The 21509-nt window shown below is 61.8% G+C and carries 18 protein-coding genes; 14 read left to right on the top strand and 4 right to left on the bottom strand.

What is annotated here, in order from left to right:
* Positions 1 to 32 precede the first annotated feature (32 nt).
* From nuoI to MRS74_RS01265, 12 genes are all read left to right on the top strand, one after another.
* Entirely contained in the window at positions 33 to 548 is a 516-nt protein-coding gene (gene nuoI / locus MRS74_RS01320; RefSeq protein ID WP_368671241.1) for an NADH-quinone oxidoreductase subunit NuoI, read from the top strand.
* 9 nt (positions 549 to 557) lie between these two features.
* Complete coding sequence (nuoJ, locus tag MRS74_RS01315) at positions 558 to 1067, top strand: NADH-quinone oxidoreductase subunit J (RefSeq protein ID WP_254578465.1); 510 nt, start codon at positions 558 to 560, stop codon at positions 1065 to 1067.
* On the top strand, positions 1068 to 1388 hold the full coding sequence (nuoK, locus tag MRS74_RS01310; RefSeq protein ID WP_254578464.1) for an NADH-quinone oxidoreductase subunit NuoK: 321 nt from the start codon (positions 1068 to 1070) through the stop codon (positions 1386 to 1388).
* A 66-nt stretch (positions 1389 to 1454) separates the two neighbouring features.
* Positions 1455 to 3266, top strand: coding sequence for an NADH-quinone oxidoreductase subunit L (nuoL, locus tag MRS74_RS01305; protein ID WP_254578463.1), 1812 nt, complete (start codon positions 1455 to 1457; stop codon positions 3264 to 3266).
* Positions 3263 to 4783: a complex I subunit 4 family protein gene (locus tag MRS74_RS01300; protein WP_254578462.1), complete on the top strand. Its 1521-nt coding sequence runs from the start codon at positions 3263 to 3265 to the stop codon at positions 4781 to 4783. Before nuoL ends, MRS74_RS01300 begins: the two co-directional genes overlap by 4 nt.
* A complete protein-coding gene (locus tag MRS74_RS01295; protein ID WP_254578461.1) occupies positions 4780 to 6246 on the top strand; it encodes an NADH-quinone oxidoreductase subunit N in 1467 nt (488 codons plus the stop codon). Before MRS74_RS01300 ends, MRS74_RS01295 begins: the two co-directional genes overlap by 4 nt.
* A 66-nt stretch (positions 6247 to 6312) precedes the next feature.
* Positions 6313 to 6774: a hypothetical protein gene (locus MRS74_RS01290; RefSeq protein ID WP_254578460.1), complete on the top strand. Its 462-nt coding sequence runs from the start codon at positions 6313 to 6315 to the stop codon at positions 6772 to 6774.
* A 653-nt stretch (positions 6775 to 7427) separates the two neighbouring features.
* Positions 7428 to 8861, top strand: a complete 1434-nt coding sequence (gene eat / locus MRS74_RS01285) for an ethanolamine permease (protein WP_254578459.1) — start codon at positions 7428 to 7430, stop codon at positions 8859 to 8861.
* Positions 8862 to 8951: 90 nt separating this feature from the next.
* A complete protein-coding gene (locus MRS74_RS01280; RefSeq protein WP_254578458.1) occupies positions 8952 to 10331 on the top strand; it encodes a glutamine synthetase family protein in 1380 nt (459 codons plus the stop codon).
* A 62-nt stretch (positions 10332 to 10393) separates the two neighbouring features.
* A complete protein-coding gene (locus MRS74_RS01275) occupies positions 10394 to 11785 on the top strand; it encodes an aldehyde dehydrogenase family protein (RefSeq protein WP_254578457.1) in 1392 nt (463 codons plus the stop codon).
* 67 nt (positions 11786 to 11852) lie between these two features.
* Positions 11853 to 13022, top strand: coding sequence for an iron-containing alcohol dehydrogenase (locus MRS74_RS01270; RefSeq protein ID WP_254578456.1), 1170 nt, complete (start codon positions 11853 to 11855; stop codon positions 13020 to 13022).
* A 200-nt stretch (positions 13023 to 13222) separates the two neighbouring features.
* Positions 13223 to 13927, top strand: coding sequence for a glutamine amidotransferase-related protein (locus MRS74_RS01265; protein ID WP_254578455.1), 705 nt, complete (start codon positions 13223 to 13225; stop codon positions 13925 to 13927).
* A 96-nt stretch (positions 13928 to 14023) separates the two neighbouring features.
* Here the strand turns inward: MRS74_RS01265 and MRS74_RS01260 are convergent, their stop codons facing one another.
* The gene (locus MRS74_RS01260) at positions 14024 to 14971 is read right to left on the bottom strand and encodes a LysR family transcriptional regulator (RefSeq protein WP_254578454.1); all 948 of its coding nucleotides are present in this window, start codon (positions 14969 to 14971) and stop codon (positions 14024 to 14026) included.
* 664 nt (positions 14972 to 15635) lie between these two features.
* On the opposite strand from MRS74_RS01260, the gene leuA reads away from it, so the two are divergent.
* On the top strand, positions 15636 to 17318 hold the full coding sequence (leuA, locus tag MRS74_RS01255) for a 2-isopropylmalate synthase (protein ID WP_254578453.1): 1683 nt from the start codon (positions 15636 to 15638) through the stop codon (positions 17316 to 17318).
* 88 nt (positions 17319 to 17406) lie between these two features.
* On the opposite strand, the gene MRS74_RS01250 is transcribed toward leuA, so the two are convergent.
* From MRS74_RS01250 to MRS74_RS01240, 3 genes are all read right to left on the bottom strand, one after another.
* Positions 17407 to 17922, bottom strand: coding sequence for a disulfide bond formation protein B (locus tag MRS74_RS01250; protein ID WP_254578452.1), 516 nt, complete (start codon positions 17920 to 17922; stop codon positions 17407 to 17409).
* 163 nt (positions 17923 to 18085) lie between these two features.
* Positions 18086 to 18997, bottom strand: a complete 912-nt coding sequence (locus tag MRS74_RS01245) for a DMT family transporter (RefSeq protein ID WP_254578451.1) — start codon at positions 18995 to 18997, stop codon at positions 18086 to 18088.
* Positions 18998 to 19053: 56 nt separating this feature from the next.
* Positions 19054 to 19941, bottom strand: coding sequence for a DMT family transporter (locus tag MRS74_RS01240; RefSeq protein ID WP_254578450.1), 888 nt, complete (start codon positions 19939 to 19941; stop codon positions 19054 to 19056).
* 605 nt (positions 19942 to 20546) lie between these two features.
* Between MRS74_RS01240 and MRS74_RS01235 the strand changes: the two genes are divergently transcribed.
* The gene (locus MRS74_RS01235) at positions 20547 to 21503 is read left to right on the top strand and encodes an HlyD family secretion protein (protein WP_254578449.1); all 957 of its coding nucleotides are present in this window, start codon (positions 20547 to 20549) and stop codon (positions 21501 to 21503) included.
* Positions 21504 to 21509: the final 6 nt, after the last annotated feature.

The following is a 21509-nucleotide window of genomic DNA, read 5'->3' as shown; positions in this document are numbered from 1 at the left end:
AACTGCGTCTGCAGACTGCGGAGGTAATCATCATGTTTAGTGAGCTGAGATCGCTCTGGAAGGTGCTGCAGCATACGGTTCGGCCGCGTGAAACGGTGCAGTATCCGGAGGAACAGCCGTATCTGGCGCCCCGCTACCGCGGTCGCATCGTGCTGACCCGGGACCCGGACGGTGAAGAACGCTGCGTTGCCTGCAACCTCTGTGCGGTGGCCTGCCCGGTGGACTGTATAGCCCTGCAAAAGACCGAGGATGATCAGGGCCGCTGGTATCCCGAGTTCTTTCGCATCAATTTTTCGCGCTGCATCTTCTGTGGCCTCTGTGAAGAAGCCTGCCCGACGCTGGCGATTCAGCTGACACCGGATTTTGAAATGTGTGAATACGACCGGCAGAACATGGTGTACGAAAAAGAGGATCTGCTGATCAGTGGCCCGGGAAAGTACCCCGAATACAACTTCTATCGCGTGGCCGGCAAGGCCATCGGGTGCAAGGACAAGGGGCAGGCTGCCCACGAAGCCGATCCAATTAACGTCAAGAGCCTGCTGCCATAGGAGAGTGTGATGCCATTCCTTTTTTACCTGTGTGCCCTCATCGCCCTGCTGGCCGCCTGGCAGGTGATTCGTGGCGTCAACGCGATGCATGCGCTGCTGTACCTGATCGTTGTGCTGCTGGCCATTGCGCTGATGTTCTTCATGCTCGGCGCCCCCTTCGCAGCAGCGCTGGAGGTGATCATCTATGCCGGTGCCATCATGGTGCTGATGGTGTTTGTGATCATGATGCTGAATCAGGGCGACAGTGCCGTCGGGCAGGAGCGGGCCTGGCGCGCAGGCCGGATCTGGCGGGGACCTGCGCTGCTCTGTGCAGTGCTGCTGGCACAGCTGGGCTATCTGCTGCTGCCGGCAGTTGTCAGCGCAGATGCGGCCGCTGTCGACGCCGTGGCGGTGGGGCGCGCGCTCTACGGCCCTTATCTGTTGCTGGTGGAACTGGCATCCATGCTGTTGCTGGCCGCGCTCGTCGGTGCCTGGCACCTGACCCGCGTCCTGAAGCATCGACCAGGGGAGGAGGTATAAATGGAGAGCCAGGGACTGCTGATTCCCATTGAGCATGGCCTGCTGTTTGCGGCGGCGCTGTTCTGCATCGGGCTGGCCGGCGTGCTGACGCGGCGCAATCTGCTGTTCATGCTCATGTCGCTGGAGCTGATGCTTAACGCCGCGGCCTTTGTCTTCGTGCTGGCGGGTGCGGTGCATGGCAATGCCGATGGCCAGGTGATGTTCATCCTGATCCTGACGCTGGCGGCCGCCGAGGTGGCCCTTGCGCTGGCGCTGGTGGTACAGCTTTATCGGCGGCGCCGCAGCCTTGATATCGACAGTCTTGACGGCATGCGAGGCTAGCATGAAGCACCGGAGCGGGATCGAGCATGTCAGCGCTGACAGCCCTTTTCGGGGCAGGGAGTTAGCATGACGGCATGGCTGGGCTGGATACCTGCGTTGCCGCTGTTCAGCAGTCTGGTGCTGTTGCTGGTCGGCGGTCGCCTGGGTCAGCGGCTGGTGACCCTGCTGGGCGTGGGTTCGGTGTTGGGCTCGGCGCTGCTGTCCGGCCTGCTGATTGCAGACTTCCTGGCAGAGGGTGCGGCGGTGACGACCCGGCAGCTGCCCTGGCTCAGCAGCATGGGGCTGGAGGTCGCATTCGGGCTCTATTTCGATGGTCTCAGTGCGGTGATGCTGGGCGTGATCACCGGGGTTGGGCTGCTGATTCACCTGTATTCCGCTGCTTATATGGCCGGCGACGAGGGTTATGCCCGCTTCTTCGGCTATTTAAACCTCTTCGTGGGGGCCATGCTGCTGCTGGTGCTGGCGGACGATTTCCTGCTGCTGTACCTCGGCTGGGAGGGCGTGGGGCTGTGCAGTTTTCTGCTGATTGGCTTCTGGTACCGGGAGCCGGCCAATGGTTATGCCGCGCGCAAGGCATTCGTTGTGACGCGGGTGGGGGATATCGCCCTGGCCGTGGCCCTGCTGATCATGATCCAGCAGTTCGGTACCCTGCATATACAGACGGTCATTGAGCGTGCACAGCTGCAGTGGCTGGGGTCGGACTGGTCATTCTGGGTGGCATTGCTGCTGCTGGGCGGGGCGGTGGGAAAATCCGCCCAGCTGCCGCTGCAGACCTGGCTGCCCGATGCCATGGCCGGCCCGACGCCGGTCAGCGCGCTGATCCATGCCGCGACCATGGTGACCGCAGGCGTCTATCTGATCGCCAGGACCCAGGGCATCTTCCTGCTGGCGCCCAGGATTATGGAGCTGGTGGCGCTGGTCGGTGCCCTGACCCTGTTTCTGGCCGCCTGCAGTGCGCTGGTGCAGCATGACCTGAAGCGGGTGCTGGCCTATTCCACCATCAGCCAGATTGGTTACATGTTTTTTGCCCTTGGCGCTGGCGCTTTTTCGGCGGCGATCTTCCATCTGATGACCCATGCCTTCTTCAAGGCGCTGCTGTTCCTGGCCGCGGGCCAGGTGATCCTGAGCCTGCACCATGAGCAGGACCTGCGCCGCATGGGCGGACTGCTGCGCCGGCTGCCTTTCAGCGCGCTCTGTTTTGCCATCGGCTGTGCAGCGCTGGCCGCATTGCCGCTGACCTCCGGTTTTTACAGCAAGGATGCGATCCTGCTGCAGGCCTATGGGCTGCACGGGGGCAGTCTGGCCTGGTGGCTGGCGCTGGCCGGTGCCGCTGTCACGGCGCTCTACAGCCTGCGGCTGTTCCTGAAACTGTTCTTCGGCGAGGCGGTCACCGAGCCCAGCCCCGACATGCGGCCGACGCTGGTGGTTCCGCTGGCGCTGCTCTGCCTGCTGGCACTCTTTGGGGCGCTGATCCCGCAACCGCTGGGGGCTGTCTTTGCGCCGCTGGCCGCGACCGAGGTGCCGGCGGCCGTGCATGGCGCCATCCTGATCATGCCCTGGCTGGGGCTGGTGACGGGCGTTCTGCTGTGGCGCTATGGCCGTGGTTTTCGACAGCGCTGGAGCGACAGTGCGCTGGCGCGCAGCTGGCGTGCGGGCTGGGGCTTTGATGCCCTCTATGACGGACTGCTGGTCCAGCCGCTGTTGTTGCTGGCACGCCTCAATCGCAAGGATCTGGCTGATCGGCCGGTGCAGTTTGTGGCCTGGCTCAGCGCTCGCGGCCACGCCTGGCTCTCGGTCACCCAGAACGGGCGTCTGCGTCGCTATGCCGCCGGTATTGCCCTGGGGGCGGTGCTGGTGCTGACGGTGGTGACGCTATGAGCCTGGTGCTGCTGATCCTGATCCCGCTGCTGGGGGCGCTGCTGGTGTGGCTGGCAGAGCGCTGGCGTACCGGTTTCAGCCGGGTCTTGAGCCTTGCGGTGCTGGGGCTGGATGCACTGCTGCTGTTGCCGTTGCCCCATCAAGCCCCGGCGGGCGAACTCTGGTGGCTGCAGTTCCGGGCCGACTGGCTGCCGAACCTGGGTATTGGCTGGCATTTCGCCCTGGATGGTCTCAGTGCGCTGTTGCTGTGGCTGACCCTGTTTATCGGCGCCTTATCTGTACTGGTGTCCTGGCGCGAGATCGACCAGCGGGTCGGATTCTTCCACTGCAACCTGCTGTTGTCGGTGGCCGGGATCATCGGCGTGTTCACGGCCCTGGACCTGTTTGTATTCTTTGTGTTCTGGGAGCTGATGCTGATTCCCATGGTGTTGCTGATCGCCATCTGGGGCCATGAAAACCGTCGCTACGCCGCCATCAAGTTCTTCATCTTCACCCAGGCCAGCAGTCTGCTGATGCTGGTGGCCATCCTGGGCCTGGTGTTTATGCAGTATGGGCAGACCGGGGTCATGAGCTTTGACTACGAAGACCTGTTGCGGCTGCAGCTGGCACCAACGCCGGCCTTCTGGCTGATGCTGGGCTTTTTTGTCGCCTTCGCCGTCAAACTGCCCATGGTGCCGCTGCATACCTGGCTGCCGGACGCCCATACGGAAGCGCCGACGGCAGGCAGCGTGCTGCTGGCGGCGATCCTGCTGAAGACCGGCGCCTATGGTCTGCTGCGCTTTGCACTGCCGCTGTTCCCCGCCGCCAGCGCCGACTTTGCACCCCTGGCCATGGGGCTCGGAGCCCTGGGGGTGCTGTACGGCGCCAAGCTGGCCTTTGCCCAGCACGACATAAAGCGGCTGGTGGCCTATACCAGCGTCAGTCACATGGGGTTCGTGCTGCTGGGCATCTACGCGATGAACGACCTGGCACTGCAGGGCGCCCTGATGCAGATGCTGGCCCACGGTCTGAGCACGGCGGCGCTCTTTATTATCGTCGGCATGCTGTACGCGCGCTGGCATACCCGCGACCTGCGTCAGCTGGGCGGGCTCTGGTCGCTGTTGCCGCGCCTGTCTGGCTTTACCCTGCTGTTTGCGCTGGCGTCCCTGGGACTGCCGGGTCTGGCAAACTTCATGGCCGAGTTCCTGATCCTGGCCGGTGCCTTCCAGCGCGACTGGCCCATTACGCTGGTGGCCATGCTGGGGCTGGTGGGGGCCGCGCTCTATGCGCTGTTGCTGGTACAGCGCAGCCTCTGGGGTGCGACGGTGCCGGATGCCAAAGTGCATGACTGTTCGCCCCGGGAGTGGAGCGTACTGGCGAGTCTGGCGGTGCTGCTGCTGCTGTTCGGCCTGCATCCGCAACCGGTGCTGGATCTGGTGCAGCGGCCGGTCGCGGCCATTCTGGCCGAACCGCCGGCACCGAACCCTGGCGGCACTGAGCCGCTGTTGCAACGGGCATCGATGGAGCGGCTACCATGACCCTGCTCGAATTGCGGGCGCTGCTGCCGCTGCTGCTGGTGGCGCTGACCATCCTGGCAGCCATGCTGCTGGCGGCTTTCTGCCGGCATCGTCGCTTGCTGTTCTGGGTTTATCAGCTGGGCCTGCTGGCTGCACTGCTGTCGCTCGGTGGCAACCTGGGCATCCAGGCGCAGGGACTGGAGGTGACGCCGCTGTTGCGCGTTGATGCTTTCTTCGGTTTCTTTGCTGCACTCTTCATTCTGGTGGCCATGCTGGTCGGTCTGATGGCGGCACAGTATTTCGGGCGGCGCGAACACCTGGCGGTGCCGCTGGAGGAGTCCTATGTGCTGCTGGCGCTGTGTCTGCTGGGGGCGCTGGTGCTGGCGGCGGCGCAGCATCTGGCGGCCCTGTTTATCGGTCTGGAACTGATGAGTGTGGCGAGCTTTGCGCTGGTAGCCTATCCCTGCGGTGGCGCCCCGGCGTCGGACCGGCTGCAGCTGCCAAGCCTCGAGGCCGGGCTGAAATACCTGCTGCTCTCGTCGGTGGCGTCGGCCTTCCTGCTGTTCGGCATGGCCTGCCTGTATCTGCAAACGGGCACGCTGGCATTTGCGCGTTTGTCGCTGCCGCCGGACAGTACGGCATCGGGCTTGCTGCCACTGGCGGGACTGGCAATGCTGCTGATCGGTGTTGCCTTCAAGCTGGCGCTGGCGCCTTTTCACATGTGGTCACCGGATGTGTACCAGGGGGCGCCGACACCTTTCACGGCGCTGATTGCGACCCTGTCCAAAGGGGCACTGGTGGTGGTTCTGCTGCGCTATCTGCTGCTGAGCCAGGCGCTGCAGATTGAGCAGATCGCCACCCTGCTGATGGCGCTGGCGACCCTGTCCATCCTGGTGGGCAACCTGCTGGCGCTGCGCCAGGACGATATGAAGCGACTGCTGGCCTATTCCTCGATCGCCCATCTGGGCTACCTGCTGGTGGTGGTCCTGGCCGCCGGGCAGACCGTTTCCAGCGAGTTCGCGCTGCAGGCTGGTGCCTTCTATCTGCTGGCCTACAGCCTCACGACCCTGGCGGCGTTCGCCATGATCAGCGCGCTGTCCGGCGGTGGCGACGAAAACCGGGACTACCGGCTGCATTGCTACCGCGGCCTGTGCTGGCGGGCGCCCTGCCTGGGCGGCTGTTTCATGCTGATTCTGCTGTCGCTGGCGGGTATCCCGCTAACGGTTGGTTTTATCGGCAAGTTCTACATCTTTGCCGCCGGCGCCCAGGCCGGGCTCTGGTGGCTGCTGGGTGTGGTGGTATTGGGCAGTGCCCTGGGCCTCTACTATTATCTGCGCATCATTCTGATCCTGTTACAGCAGGACGATGAGGTCAGCGACCTGGTTTTTCACAACGGGCGCTGGCTGGTGTATGGCCTTACGCTGTTGCTGCTGCTGCTGGGCATTTATCCGCTGCCGGTGATGCAGTGGCTGCCACTGTTATAGGCAATACTGCTTATAGTTAAGATGTCCCTGGCCACTGCACCAGGCTATTTCCGAGGGGTATGCATTATGAAAAGTTTCGAAACCGTGGCTGATCTGGTCAATAACGCCATTAGCATGCATTGCGAGGCGGCGGGGTTGTACCGGGAACTCGATCAACGCAGCGAGAGTGCCCGGGCCAGGCTTGTGCTGGAGTACATGATCAAGCATGAGCAACAGATGGAAATCAGCCTGAAAAGCCGCCTCAAGGCTGGCACGACGGGCATTTTGGCGACCTATATTCAGTACACTTTCGAGGACGCGCCCGAATCTTTCCTGGCGGCGCTGGCGAAGGAGTATCCGAACCCGAATGCCGATCAGGTCTGTGAAATGGCCCTGCGCGTGGATGGGTATCTGGTAGATTTGTTTGAAGGGGCCTGCAAGGAAATCGAGGCGGCCCATGTGAACGAATACCTCAGCGACCTCATGCAGCTGGAAGCGCTGGAACGTCGCAAGTTCACCCAGACACTCAATTCGCTGCACGATATTTAGTCTGCCTTGTGCCTGCCAGCGCGATTCCCGTACCCCGAGCGCTTTGCTTTTCAACAGTCGGTGCAGCGGCATGGCATCGATGGACGCGGCACCGTCAGTCGGGTTTCCGGCTAAGGCCCCTGCCTGTGCGGGTGACGGACGCCAGCCGGTGTTCGTAAGCATGGCGGCATTAACCCGCAACAGCGAAGTCCTCTGGCTGCGTGCCAGTCTCTGTATCAGTTCCACCTAGGCCGCAAAACACCGATCGTCGTTGTCACAGGGATGTGCCGGGGCCCTTTCCTTTTCTCGCAAAGCTGCCGGAGCTACTCTGTGGCACGGCGTTATCATTCAGACAATACAGCTTGGGACGGGCATCTGCGAATCCGGACTCCCATCACATGATGGCACTGCCAAGGTGGCCTGCGTGCGGTCTTATCTGTCATTTATAACGCTATAATATTTGTTTAACTTATTGTTACTGTTAAATAAATTATCACCATTAAAAATAATGATACTGGTATATCGGGTACCTTTATTCTGTCTAGGTGCCTGGAGCCCGGCGGGCTAGAGTAGCTGTGTACCCGCTTTGCCGGGCTGGCCCCTGGCCTGCTCCGAGCGAATCAAACAATAACAACAGGCAGACCCGGATTCCGGGATCGCAGAGGGTTTTTCAGATGACCGAGATGACGACCACTTCGGTGGGGTACGAGTCCGTTTCCAGCGACTACCTGGACAAGCGCCAGCTTAAAAAGGGCGCCGCCGGCTGGATATTGCTGGCGAGCCTTGGGGTGTCCTATGTGATTTCCGGCGACTTTGCCGGCTGGAACTTCGGCCTGGGGCAGGGTGGCTTTGGCGGCATGCTGATCGCCACCATCCTGATGGCGCTGATGTACAGCTGCAAGGTGCTGGCACTGGCCGAGCTGTCGGCCTCGCTGCCCACCGCAGGGGGTGGCTACAGCTTTGCCCGCCGGGCCCTGGGCCCCTGGGGCGGCTACCTGACCGGCACCGCGATTCTGCTGGAATACGCCATAGCACCGGCCGCCATCGCGATCTTTATCGGCGGCTATGTGAATGAGCTGTTCGGACTCGACGGCCCGCTGGTCTATGCGGCCTTCTATACAGTCTTTATCGGTATTCACCTCTGGGGCGCCGGTGAGGCGCTGAAAATCATGATGGTGATTACCGGCCTGGCCGTGGCCGCCATTCTGGTGTTTATCATCGGCACCCTGCCGTATTTCAGCGTCGATAACCTGTTTGATGTCAGCGTTAATACGGCGGCGGCCGGTGCCAGCAGCTTTCTGCCCGAGGGCTATATCGGTATCTGGGCGGCACTGCCCTTTGCCATGTGGCTGTTCCTGGCGGTCGAGGGTGTGCCCCTGGCGGCGGAGGAATGCAAGAACCCGGCGAAGGATATGCCCCGCGGCATCATCACTGCCATGGCGGTGCTGCTGGTGTTCGGCATACTGGTGCTGTTTCTGGCGCCGGGTGTGGCCGGCGCGGATCTGATGAAGGATCACGGTGCCCCGCTGGTGGGCGCGCTCCAGGCGGTTTACGGTGAAAACTCAGGGGCGGCCACCTTCGTCAATGTGGTGGGTCTGTTTGGCCTGATCGCATCCTTCTTTTCCATTATCTATGCTTATTCGCGTCAGGTGTTCGCACTGTCCCGTGCCGGTTATCTGCCGCGCTGGCTGTCGGTGACCGGCAGGAACAAGGTGCCGACCATGGCGCTGGTGGTACCGGGGCTGATCGGTTTCGGACTGTCGCTGACCGGCGAGGGGGATCTGATGATCACCATGGCGGTGTTCGGCGCGACCATTTCCTATGCCCTGATGACGCTGTCGCACATGATTCTGCGTCGCAAGGAGCCGGATCTGGAACGCCCCTACCGGACGCCGGGCGGCTCAGTGACCTCAGGCATTGCCTTTGTGCTGTCTATCGCGGCCTTCGCCTCCACCTTCCTGGTGAGCACGGAAGCGGCCATCTGGAGCGGTGTCTTTTATGCGGTGATGGTGGCCTATTTCGCCTTTTACAGTCGTCATCGACTGGTGGCCCGGGCGCCGGAAGAAGAGTTCGAAGCCATTGCACGGGCTGAATCCGAACTGAGCTGAGCGGAACCGCCGCGCGGGCTGCACCGGCCTGCGGACATGACAATAACAAACGGGGGCCGATGCGGTCGGCCTTCCCCGAGGACAATCGAGATGATGAATCCCAGAGAAGTAAAAACGATCGCCGATGCCAAGCGAATCGTGGAAGAACGTGGTCTGCGCGACGTCAAGGTGGGTCTCTATGATGTTGATGGCATCATGCGCGGCAAGTACATGTGCAAGGACAAGTTCTTCAGTGCGCTGGAGGGCGGCTTTGCCTTCTGCGATGTGGTGCTGGGCTGGGACTCCAATGATCAGCTGTACGAGAATGTCGGCGTCAAATACACCGGCTGGCACACCGCCTACCCGGATGCACCGGTGCGGGTGCTGCCCCACACCTGCCGCGAGCTGCCGTTTGAAAAGGACATGCTGCTGTTCATCTGCGAGTTCGATACACCGGCCGACAGCATCTGCCCGCGTAACCTGCTGCAGCGGGTGCTCAAGCGGGCCGACAAGCTGGGTTTTGATGCTTATGCGGCCTTCGAGTACGAATTCTTTCTGTTCAACGAGACGCCGGACTCGATCCGCGAAAAAGGCTACCGCGACCTGAAACCCATTACGCCGGGCTTTCACGGTTACTCGATGCTGCGCAACTCCGTGCACGCCGAGCTGTATCATGACCTGCTGGAGTTTTCGCGGCAGATGGATTTCCCGATCGAGGGCCTGCATACCGAAACCGGCCCAGGGGTACTGGAAGCTGCACTGATAGTGGATAACGCCAGTGATGCGGCGGACAAGGCGGCGCTGTTCAAGACCTTCACCAAGGTCTGGGCGCAGCGCAATAACATGATGGCCACCTTCATGGCCAAGTGGTCCAACGATTACCCGGGGCAGTCGGGGCATATTCACATGTCGCTGCGACACAAGGACGGTTCGGGCTCGGTGTTCCATGATCCGAGTCAGGCGCACAACATCAGCCGGCAGCAGCGCCATTTTATCGGCGGGCAGCAGAAGCTGATGCCGCAACTGCTGGCCATGATGGCGCAGACGGTGAACGCCTACTCCCGCCTGATCCCCGGTTTCTGGGCGCCGACCGATGCCACCTGGGCGGTGGAAAACCGGACCACGGCGCTGCGGGTGATTCCGGGCTCCGAGAAGTCCCAGCGGGTGGAATTCCGCCTCGGCTCGGCCGATGCCAACCCTTATATCGCCCTGGCGGCGGCGCTGGGCGCCGGGCTCTGGGGTATCGAGAACGAGATCGAGCCCGAGCCCGAAGTGGTGGGCAATGCCTACACTCAGCCGCATCCCGACAGTCTGGCGCTGCCGCTGTCCCTGCATGAGGCCGCCGTGGCACTGCGCGGCTCCGAGGCGGCGAAGGAGCTGTTTGGCGAGGCCTTTGTCGAGCACTATGCCGCCACCCGTGTGTGGGAGTGCCAGGAGTTCCGCAAGCATGTGACCGACTGGGAACTGCAGCGTTACTTCGAAATTATCTAAGCCTGACATTATCCGATGAACCACCCTGCATGACGGGTGCATGAATTGAGACGAGTACTGCAATGAGCAAACAGCTGAAAACCCTGTCACCGATCGATGGCTCAGAATACCTGGTGCGCGACTACGCCACCGCAGCCGAGATAGCTGCGACGCTTGCCCGCGCCGCTGCGGCCCAGAAAGCCTGGAAGCGCACCCCGCTGGAAGAGCGCATGGCGCTGTGCAGCCGCATGGTGGATGCCTTCGTGGCCCGCAAGGACGAGATCGCGCTGGAACTGTGCTGGCAGATGGGCCGGCCCATCCGTTACGCCGCCGGCGAAGTGGGCGGCCTCGAGGAACGGGCCCGCTACATGATTTCGGTGGCAAGCGATGCGCTGCAGCCCATTCAGCTGCCGGAAAAGCCGGGCTTCAGCCGCTATATCACCCGTGAAGCTGTGGGCGTGGTATTCGTGATTGCGCCCTGGAACTTCCCCTACATGACGGCAGTGAATGCCATCATTCCGGCGATCCTGGCGGGCAACAGCGTGATCCTGAAACATTCCGCCCAGACACCGCTCTGTGCCGAGCGCTTTGCCGAAGCCTTTGCCGCCGCCGGCCTGCCGGAGGGCGTGTTCCAGTACCTGCACCTGGCCCATGCCGATACCGAAGGCCTGATCCGGGATGAGCGCGTCAATCATGTCTGCTTCACCGGTTCAGTGCCGGGTGGCGCCATGGTCGAGCGGGCCGCCGCCGGACGCTTTATCGGCGTCGGGCTGGAGCTCGGCGGCAAGGACCCCGCCTATGTACGGGCCGATGCGGATCTGGCTCATGCGGTGGAAACCACGGTCGATGGCGCTTTTTTCAACTCCGGCCAGTCCTGCTGCGGCATCGAACGCATCTATGTGCACGAGTCCGTCTATGACCGCTTCGTCGAGCAGGCCGTGGCGCTGGTAAAACAGTACAAACTGGGCCGCTCCGACGATCCAGACACCACCCTGGGGCCGGTGGTGCGCGCCAGTGCCGCCGACTTCATCCGCGCTCAGGTGGCCGAGGCGGTTGCCGCCGGCGCCCTGGCCCATATAGACCCGGCCGACTTCCCGCTGGATGCCCCCGGCAGCGCCTATCTGGCACCCCAGGTGCTGACCCAGGTGAATCACGGCATGCGGGTCATGACCGAAGAGACCTTCGGCCCGGTGGTCGGGATTCAGAAAGTCAGCTCCGACGAGGAGGCCATAGCGCTGATGAATGACTCCGAGTTCGGCCTTACCGCCGCGGTGTTTACCCGCGACATTGAAGCAGGTGTGGCCATCGGCGAGCAGCTCGATACCGGTACCTTCTTTATCAATCGCTGCGACTATCTGGATCCGGCCCTGGCCTGGACCGGTGTAAAGAACTCCGGCCGTGGCTGCACCCTGTCGAGTGTAGGTTTCGAACATCTGACAAGGCCCAAGTCGTTCCATCTCAAGACCGGGATCTGAACGCCAAGCGCATAATGATTACAGCTGAGCAGCCGCGGGGCCGCTCAGCGCAGCAGAGACTATGACCATGAACTACGAAAACCTGAGCGGTAACTGGAACTACCCCAACAGCATTCGTGCCGGCGCCGGCCGCATCAGCGAACTGGCCGACAGCTGCAAGGCACTGGGCATGCAGGCGCCGCTGCTGATCACCGATCCGGGTCTGGCGGCACTGCCGATGGTGGCCGAGGCCGAGGCGCTCTGCCGCAGGGCGGGACTGCGCATCGGCCTGTTCAGCGATATCAAGGGCAACCCTACCGGCAAGAATGTCAGTGATGGCCTGGCGGCCTACCGGGCTGGCGAGCACGATGGCGTGATTGCCTTTGGCGGCGGCTCGGCACTGGATGCTGCCAAGGCGGTTGCACTGATGGCCGGCCAGACGCTGCAACTCTGGGATTTCGAGGATGTCGGCGACAACTGGACCCGCGTCAACGCCGACGCCGTGGCGCCCATAGTCGCGGTGCCGACCACCGCCGGCACCGGCTCCGAAGTAGGCCGTGCCTCGGTGATTACCGATGACGAAGAGCACATCAAGAAGATCATCTTCCATCCCAAAATGCTGCCGGGCATTGTGATTCTGGACCCTGTGCTGACGGTCGGCCTGCCGCCCAAAGTGACCGCCGCCACCGGCATGGACGCGCTGTCCCATAATCTGGAGGCGCTCTGCTCGCCGTTCTGGCACCCCATGGCCGAGGGCATTGCCATCGAAGGCATCCGCCTGGTGCGTGAATATTTGCCCCGCGCCGTGGCGGATGGCCAGGACCTGGAAGCGCGCATGCAGATGATAGTTGCATCCTCCATGGGGGCGACAGCCTTCCAGAAAGGCCTGGGTGGCATGCACGCACTGGCGCATCCGCTGGGAGCCCTGTTCGATGCGCATCACGGCCTGCTCAACGCCATCCTGATGCCCTATGTACTCAAGGCCAACCGCGAAGTGATCAGCGAGCGCATCGAGCGCAGCGCGCGCTATATCGGCCTGGCCGATACGAGCTTCGACGGCTTCCTCAGCTGGGTGCTGGAGCTGCGCGCCCAGGTCGGCATTCCCCACAGCCTGGGCGAGATCGGCATCGATGAGAGTGCGCTTGAGAAAATCGGCCGTATGGCGGTTGCCGATCCGTCCGCCGGCGGCAACCCGATTCAGTTCAGCGCCGAGCAGTACAGCGCACTCTGTGGCCGTGCCGTTCGTGGCGAGCTCTGAATACCCTGATGTAGGAGCGCCCAAGCCAGCTATTAACCCGGCGGGTTAATACATGAAGCAGGGATGCTTCATCATTGGCCGCAGGCCAATGCGAACGCCATAAAAACCAGCATGTTTGCGTACCTGCGCTCGTTTTTATGGCGTGACGGACAAATAGGGAGGGAACCTATTTGTACAGATTAAACAAACAGGAGAGTGCAATGAAAATTGGCATTCTGCAGTGCGACGATGTGCAGGAGCAGCTGCAGCCGCAGTTTGGCAACTACCCGCAGATGTTCCGGGACCTGATGCTTAAGGTCGACCCGGATCTTGAGTTTGCGGTCTATGATGCCAGGCTCGGTGAGCTGCCGGCCGATATTGATGACTGTGATGCCTATATCACCTCCGGCAGTCGTCACGGCGTGCTTGATGGTCTGGCCTGGGTGGCGGAGCTGGAAGGTTTTATCCGCCGCCTGGATGCCGGCAAGAAGAAGTTCGCCGGCATCTGCTTTGGTCATCAGCTACTGGCCAGGGCGCTCGGCGGCGAGGTCGAAAAATCGGACCGGGGCTGGGGCGTGGGGGTGTCCTTCAATCAGATCGATGAACGCAAAGCCTGGATGGAGCCGTTCAAGCCCGCTATCGATTTGGTGGTCAGCCATCAGGATCAGGTGAGCGCACTGCCTGCGGGGTTTGAGGTGTTGGCCAGCAGTGCCTTCTGCCCCTATTACATGCTGCAGTATCAGAATCATCTGCTCAGTGTGCAGGGGCACCCGGAATTTTCCAGAGACTATTCCCGCGCACTTACCCTGAGCCGGCAGAACCGGATTCCACCCAGTCGGGTGCGTGAGGCGCTGCATTCACTCAGCGCCGAGGTCGACGATCTGCTGGTGATGCGCTGGATCATCAACTTTTTCTACGACCGCTAGCCTGACTCTTGTGGGAGCCCACTCTGTGGGCGAACATCGGCGGAGCCAACCCTGTTGGCCCGAAGACCAGGCTCCCACAAGCCTCCTTGTTTCGATTCACACTTTGATCTGCGGCAGCAGCCAGCCGTATTCGGCGCCGATTTCGGCCACAAAGCTGTCCTGCAGAATGCGGCGGCAGTCGCGGGCGATCATGCCGGGCAGGTCACCCAGCTCGCCCTTGCGGGTGGTGAGGGTGATTTCGCGGGCAAAACCGTGGCCCAGCGGCAGTAGCGTCACCTGATGCTGGCGGATGCCGCTCTGGAACAGGCACAAGGGTGTGGTGATGGTGCAGCCGATAGCGCTGGCCACGGCGGATACCACGGCGAAGGAGTTATCGAGCTGCAGGCGCAGTGGGGGTTCCTGGCGCGCCAGGCGCAGAAAACGCTCCACGTCCTGGCCGATCAGTGAGCTGGTGCTGTAGCGAATAAAGTCCAGTCGCTGCAGGACTTCGGCCAGGGTCTTGGGGCCTGTGTAGTCGTTGGGTACCGCCAGCACAAAGGGTTCCTTCAGAATGCGATGGCGATCCAGATCCGAGTGATCGGCCAGGGGATCATCGGAAATGATAATGTCCGCCTGGCGTGACAGCAGCATATGGGCGTGCAGGTGCGACTGGCCGGTGATGGCGGCCCAGCTCTGGGTACGCTGGCGCAGTACATCGATCAGGGGTTTGCCCACGGCGGTGATAATGGAATCCACCAGAGCAATTTTCACATGGCGCAGCAGCTTGTAGTCGGCCTTGCGCATTTTCTGGCTGGTGAGGCGCGCCTCCTGCAGCAGGCTCTGGGCGCGGTCGTACAGGTAGCGCCCGGCGGTGGTGATTTCCATGGGCCTGACACTGCGGTCCATCAGCTCGACGCGCATCTCGGCTTCCAGATTGGTGAGAATCTGCGACAGCGACGACTGGCTCATGCCCAGGCGCTGGCCGGCCAGGGTCAGGTTGCCGGTTTCGGCGATCTGAACGAAAGCCTCCAGAGTACGCAGGTCAAAACCGAAGGAAGACGACATGAAAGCCCTTGTGTGGTGAGGTCAGGCAACGGGATCAGGCTTTCATTATCGTTCTGTGCAAGCGTCTGGCAACCATTGGCAAAATACTTTCCTATTATTTTCAAACTATTGCATCGGGATGGAGCAGACTCCGGGCGCGCAGGGTACCGTGGGGATCTTCGCCTGCGGGAGATAGGTAAATGGCGATAAAAATCACTTTGTTGGTGATTAAAGTATGGTCTTTAATTTTTTGTCGCATTAAATATCTATAAATTAACGAATTGTTGGTTTTAAACATCAATATCATCGGTTATTGATGTTGCCTTTGCACACATTCACCCCCGGCCCCTCTATACAATGGCTCTACGAAATCGCTGATCCCCTCAGCGGTGCCGGCAACCGGAACTCATATCAGGAGAACCGGCCCCCGCAGCTCCCTACACGAGAGCCGGTCCTGCCCGCACCGCCTGGGTCCCACAAGGGCTTTAGGTTCAGGGCTAACAGGCCCGGTGTAGGTGTTCAGCGTTTCACTCCCATTTTTCCGTGATCGGGGCTATACCGTGCACTATTTCAGGATGCTATCGATACGACTTTGACGCGGTTGCCGGGCCAGGAATTTCTGTGGCGCCCGGTAGCCTGGCCTCTGCCACCTTCGCGACCTGTATCGATACCTGGAGAAAACCGCATGAGTTCGTTTGACCACCGCAAGTACCGCCCCTTTGCTCCCATTCGCAAGACCGACCGCCGCTGGCCGGACCAGATCATTGATCGCGCGCCCCGCTGGTGCAGCGTCGATCTGCGCGATGGCAACCAGGCCCTGATCGAGCCCATGAACGTGGTGCAGAAGCGTCGCATGTTCGAGTTGCTGGTGAAGCTGGGCTTCAAGGAAATCGAGGTCGGTTTCCCCGCGGCGTCCCAGCCGGATTTCGATTTTGTCCGCTCCCTGATCACCGATAATGTGATTCCCGAGGATGTCACTATTCAGGTGCTGACCCAGGCACGGGACGAGCTGATTGCGCGCACTTTCGAATCCCTGCGTGGCGCTCGCCGGGCCATAGTGCACCTGTACAATTCCACCTCCACAGTGCAGCGCGAACAGGTGTTCGGGCTGGATAGAGAGGGGATCAAGGCGATTGCCGTCAAGGGGGCCCGGACAGTGGCTCGGCTGGCGGCGGATAACCCCGAGACCCAGTGGGTGTTCCAGTATTCCCCCGAGAGCTTTACCGGTACCGAGATGGATTACGCGGTGGAAGTCTGCAATGCGGTCACCGCCGTGTGGCAGCCGACGCCGGACAACAAGGTCATTATCAATCTGCCGGCCACGGTGGAAATGTCGACGCCCAATGTCTTCGCCGACCAGATCGAGTGGGTCTGCGATCATATAGCCAGGCGCGATGCGCTGATTATCAGCCTGCACACCCATAACGATCGCGGCTGCGGTGTGGCGGCGGCGGAGCTGGGTGTCATGGCCGGGGCTGACCGGATCGAGGGCACGCTGCTGGGTAACGGCGAGCGTACCGGCAACATGGATATCGTCACCATGGCGCTGAACCTGTATAGCCAGGGGGTGGACCCACAGCTGGATCTGGTCAACATGGACGAGATCGTCGAGTGTGTGAAGGCCTGCACCCAGTTGCCGGTGCATCCGCGTCACCCCTATGCCGGCGAGCTGGTCTTTACGGCGTTTTCGGGCAGCCATCAGGACGCCATCCGCAAGTGCCTGGCCCGGCGCCAGGGCGATGAGCCCTGGGAGGTGGCCTACCTGCCGATCGACCCCGAAGATCTGGGGCGTGACTATCAGGCCGTGATACGCATCAACAGCCAGTCCGGCAAGGGCGGTGTGGCCTATGTGCTGGAGCGCGAGTACGGTATTCAGATGCCGCGCTGGCTGCAGATCGAATTCAGCGCCCGGGTACAGCAGGCCACCGAAGCCTCGGCCACGGAGCTGAATGGCGAGCAGATCTGGAACATTTTCAATGAGACCTACCTGCGCCCGGCCGACAGCGGCGCCCGTATTCTGGGCTACCAGCTCAGCCGTGATAACGGCCAGGACAGCCTGAGTGCCACTATCCACTGGCAGGGTGAGACCCGCTCGGTGACCGGCACCGGCACCGGCGTGGTCGGCGCCTTTGTCGATGCGCTGAACCGGGAAATGAGAGAATCCGTGGTGCTGGTGGAATACAGTGAACATGCCCTGGGCGACACCCACGGTGAAGGGGCCGAAGCGATCAGCTTCGTGCAGATGGGCATTAATGGCAGTCGTTACAGCGGCGTGGCAGTGAGCGAGGATATCGTGACCGCATCGCTGAATGCGATCCTCGATGCGCTGGCCCGGGGTGGCAGCGAGGCGCGGGTAGCCGCGGCCTGAGCCAGAGCCGCCAGCTGAGAACATCATCTGAAAAAAAATCCCATGCATCGCTGCACGGGATTTTTTATTTATGGCGTGTCGGTGGCTGTCAGAAAACGCTTCTGCGCCTGGCGCGGGAAATCAGTATCAAGCCGGTCAGCAGTACCATGGCCGCGGAAAAAACCAGCAGGACTTCGGCCATGGTGAAGCCAAAGGGCATCTCCGGCGTATAGCCGCAGGGTTCCCAGATTTCGAACACCTGGGGCAGCCATTTTTCCGGTGTCAGCCAGGCGGGCAGGCCCGACTCCATGCTGCAGCTGCCTTCTATCCAGCCGCGCTCAACGCCGAGCGTTGCCCAGCTGCGCTCCAGCATCCCCAGCATGCTGACAAAGCCCAGCAGCTGCGCCAGTTTGCGGGTAAAGGTCCAGCCGCAGCCGAGCAGGCCCAGTACGCAGGCCAGAATAAAGCCCGCCAGCCACAGCCTGATATGCACGCAAAGTACACAGGGACCGTAGCCCAGTTCGTACTGATAATAGAGCGCGATACCTTCGACGGTCAGGCCGATCAGAATCATCGCCAGCCAGTACCAGGCGCTGCGCCCGAGAGTCGATAGCTGGTTGAGCATGGGGACGTCCTTAAGCAAAGTGGTTGCGCTATCTGAACACAAAACTGCAGTAGGATTCCAGCGCTCTTGCCGTTGCAATGACGCCCATTGGCGACATCACCGGAAGCCTGTCGAATAGCCTCGCATCACTGTGCTCTGTAGCACGTTAAGTTGCTCAGATGTGTCAGGCCATCCGGGTCTTTTCCGGTGCTCTGCGTAATGCCAGCCAGGTGTTGACGCTGATGGCGCCAAGAATCGCAGTGCCGCCCAGCAGCGTATGTATCGAAGTGGTCTCGCCCAGCGCGAACCAGACCCAGACAGGCCCCAGCACCGTTTCCAGCAGCATGAAGAGGCTGACCTCGGTGGAGGGCAGATAGCGCGGTGCCGTCATGACCAGGATGGTCGCCAGCGGAATCTGCACCAGCCCCATCAATGCAAGCCAGCCGTAACTGACAGGTTCCAGTGTGAGCGGGGTCGCCAGCGGCCAGCTGATTAACGCGGCAATGGCACCGGCCAGGGCGATGATCGGCAGGCGCGGCAGGCCCTGAAAACGGCGCAGCAGGGTGAACATCGCGCCCATGCTGGCCGCCAGTACCAGGGCGGCAATATCGCCCAGCCCCTGGCTGTTGGCGCTGTCTGAACCGGCAAACACCACCATCACGCCGAGCACTGACACACCTATGGCGACCAGGGTACGGCGCAAAACCCGTTCGCCCAGCAGCAGGCGGGAAAAGAGCGCCGCGAACAGCGGCGAGCTCGCCAGAATTACCACCGTATTGGCGGTGCTGGTATGGCTGATGGAAAACACAAACAGCCAGGTATTCACGCCGTAGAGGCTGGCAATGGCGATGCCTGCGAGCCAGAGCGCGGGGCTTGAGGGCCAGCGCTGGCGCCAGACAATGCACAACAGGGCGGTGGTGAGGCAGGTCAGGGCACCGCGCCAGAAAGTCACGTTATAGGCTGTGCTGTCGGCCAGGCGGATCAGCAGGGCATCAAAGCTCAGCACCAGTACGCCACAGGCGGCAATCAGCATGCCCTTGGCATGATTATCGTAGTGTCCCAGCGGAGCACTGGCAGTTTTGCTTGTTACTGACATGGTAAAAACTCTCATCGGTCCGGGGCTGCAAGCGCAGCCCCGGGCGTTATTACGAACTATAAAATCAGCCGAGCAGGCCTGAGCCGGTGGCCCCAGAAGAAGATGGCCAGGCCTGCCATGATGACGGCGGTTCCACTCCAGACACTCAGGCCCACATTCTCGTGATTCAGCAGGCTGCCCAGCAGCAGCGCGAACACCGGTGTGATCAGGGTAACCAGCGCCACGGTGCTTGGCGGCAGCTTGCTGAGAATATGGTAATAACTGACAAAACCGATCAGCGAGCCGAACACCGCCAGATAAAGAATGGCCCAGGGCGAGTGGCTGCTGAAGTCGAATGTCGGTGCCGTGCCATCCAGTAGCAGCCACAGCAGGCCGTAGCAGGGCAGGCTCAGCAGCAGCGCACCCACGGTATGGGGCAGCGGATGAATCGTCAGCGCCTCGCGCTTTACCATCACCGCGCTGAGACTGAACAGCAGTACCGCCAGCAGTAAGAGCGCAATGCCAGGCCAGGTCTCAAGGCTCAGGGTGGCATCATCCATAAAGATCCAGCCCAGACCCGACAGCGCGATTACGCAGGCCAGCCAGCGGTGCGGCGCCATCGGGGCCTCGCGCAGCAGTGCCTGGGCGAGCAGGGCCGAGAGCACCGGCGACAGCCCGAAAATCACCGAAATAAGGCCTGAAGGCACGAAACGCACCGCCAGGTAGGTGGAACTCATGGCGCCGAATATCCCCAGGGTCGCGAAGGCGTAGGATCTGAGTGCGCGGCGGTGCCAGGGCATGTCCAGGCGCAGTGTTCGCACCAGCAGCCAGCCCAGCAGGGCGGCGATACCCATACGCAGCCAGGCGGCCATAAGGGGGTTGACGGTTTCGCTGCTCCAGGCAATCCCCAGCGGGGTGGTGGCCCAGATCGCCAGCACGGCCAGATAGGCGCTTGGCACGGACATCGTTTTTACTCCTTTTCAGTGATGGGCGGAAACGTCCTGTTTCCGGTGGCTCTGGATCCTGCATCAATCTGCAAGCCCTGCTCTCGCGCATCCATGCGCACGCAGGATAAGTACGTCCATGTACAAACCCTGCTCAAGCGCATCCATGCGCACGCAGGATAAGTACGTCCATGTACAAAAAAGGCCGCAGGCGTTGAGCGCTGCGGCCTTGGGAAAACCGAACCTTGCAGGACCGGCTAACGTTCGACCGCACCTGGCCACATCCAGCGGGCCGGGATGGCCTGTCGGTTGCGGTGCGCGTTGATGAGGGTCGGGACGTTCATGCTGCTGATCCGGCGGGGTGAGCCGACATCTTGCGCCATTTTTGATCATTCGGTCAACCCTGGAAACGCCTCTGTGCACCAAAGCTGTGCATCACTGTGTGGCGCCAGCATAGCGCACGAATGTCGTGCCCGGTGATGCCCTGCACGACACTGGCGAAGGTGTTCGCGCCTGTTGATCGCCTGTGCTCCACCGGGCGCTGTGGCAAAGGAGGCGCTTAACGCCCATGCTTGAGTGCAGTGGGGCGGAGTAGCCGCCTGTTGGCGACGTCGAAGGAGGTCTGGATGTTGCGTGTTGTCTTCAGCCTGGCGCTGTTGGCTCTGGCCGGATGTCAGTGGTCGCAGGACGCTGATATCAATGGTGTGCTGGCCTGGGATCGGGTGGAATTGATAGCCGAGCTGAACGAACCCATCCTGCATATCGATGCCCGGGAAGGCCAGCGTCTGAGCGCGGGGGATCTGATTCTGCAGCAGGATGATCGGCTGATGCGCGCGCGCCTGTCCGAATCAGAGGCCGTGCTGAAGGCGGCGGTCGCACGGCTGGCAGAGCTGCGCCGGGGGCCCAGAGCCGAACGTATAGTGGCGGCAAGGGCTGGCCTGGCGGGGGCTGACGCCGAGGCGGACAACGCGGTGGCGGAGTTACAGCGTCTGGAAAAACTGCAGCGCCAGCGTCTGGCCAGTGTCGAGGCGCTCGATCTGGCCCGAACCCGGGCCAGCAGCAGCCAGGCGCGTTCCCGGATGAACCGTGCAGAACTGGATGAGCTGTTACACGGCAGCACGGAGCAGGAACTGCTGCAGGGTGAAGCCCAGGTACAGCAGGCCGAGGCGCGCCTGGCGCAGGTCGAAATCCAGCTGCAGCGACTGCAGCTACGTGCGCCCCGCGACGGTCTGCTGGACGAGCTGCCGTTTGAGCTGGGCGAACGTCCGCCCGCGGGCAAGGTGGTGGCGGTGCTGCTGGCAGGAGGCGGGCCCCATGCCAGGGTCTATGTGCCCGAACCGCTGCGGGCGCGGCTGCAGCAGGGCAGTCGCGCCCAGGTGCGGGTGGATGGTATCGATCGAGTGTTCGATGGCGAGATTCGCTACATTAGCGCGGATGCCAGCTTTACGCCCTTTGATTCCCTCACCGAGCGGGACCGCTCGCGGCTGAGTTTTCTGGCGGAGGTGCAGCTCAGTGGTGCCGGTGTTGAAACCCTGCCAGGGGGGCTGCCGGTACAGGTCAGTTTCGATGGCTTGAACCTGTGACCGGCG

Origin of the sequence: Marinobacterium sedimentorum, from assembly GCF_024267675.1 — a bacterium.
Classification (GTDB): domain Bacteria; phylum Pseudomonadota; class Gammaproteobacteria; order Pseudomonadales; family Balneatricaceae; genus Marinobacterium_A; species Marinobacterium_A sedimentorum.
The sequence above is the reverse complement of the archived record's forward strand: the minus strand, read 5'-3'. Positions and strand labels throughout refer to the sequence as shown.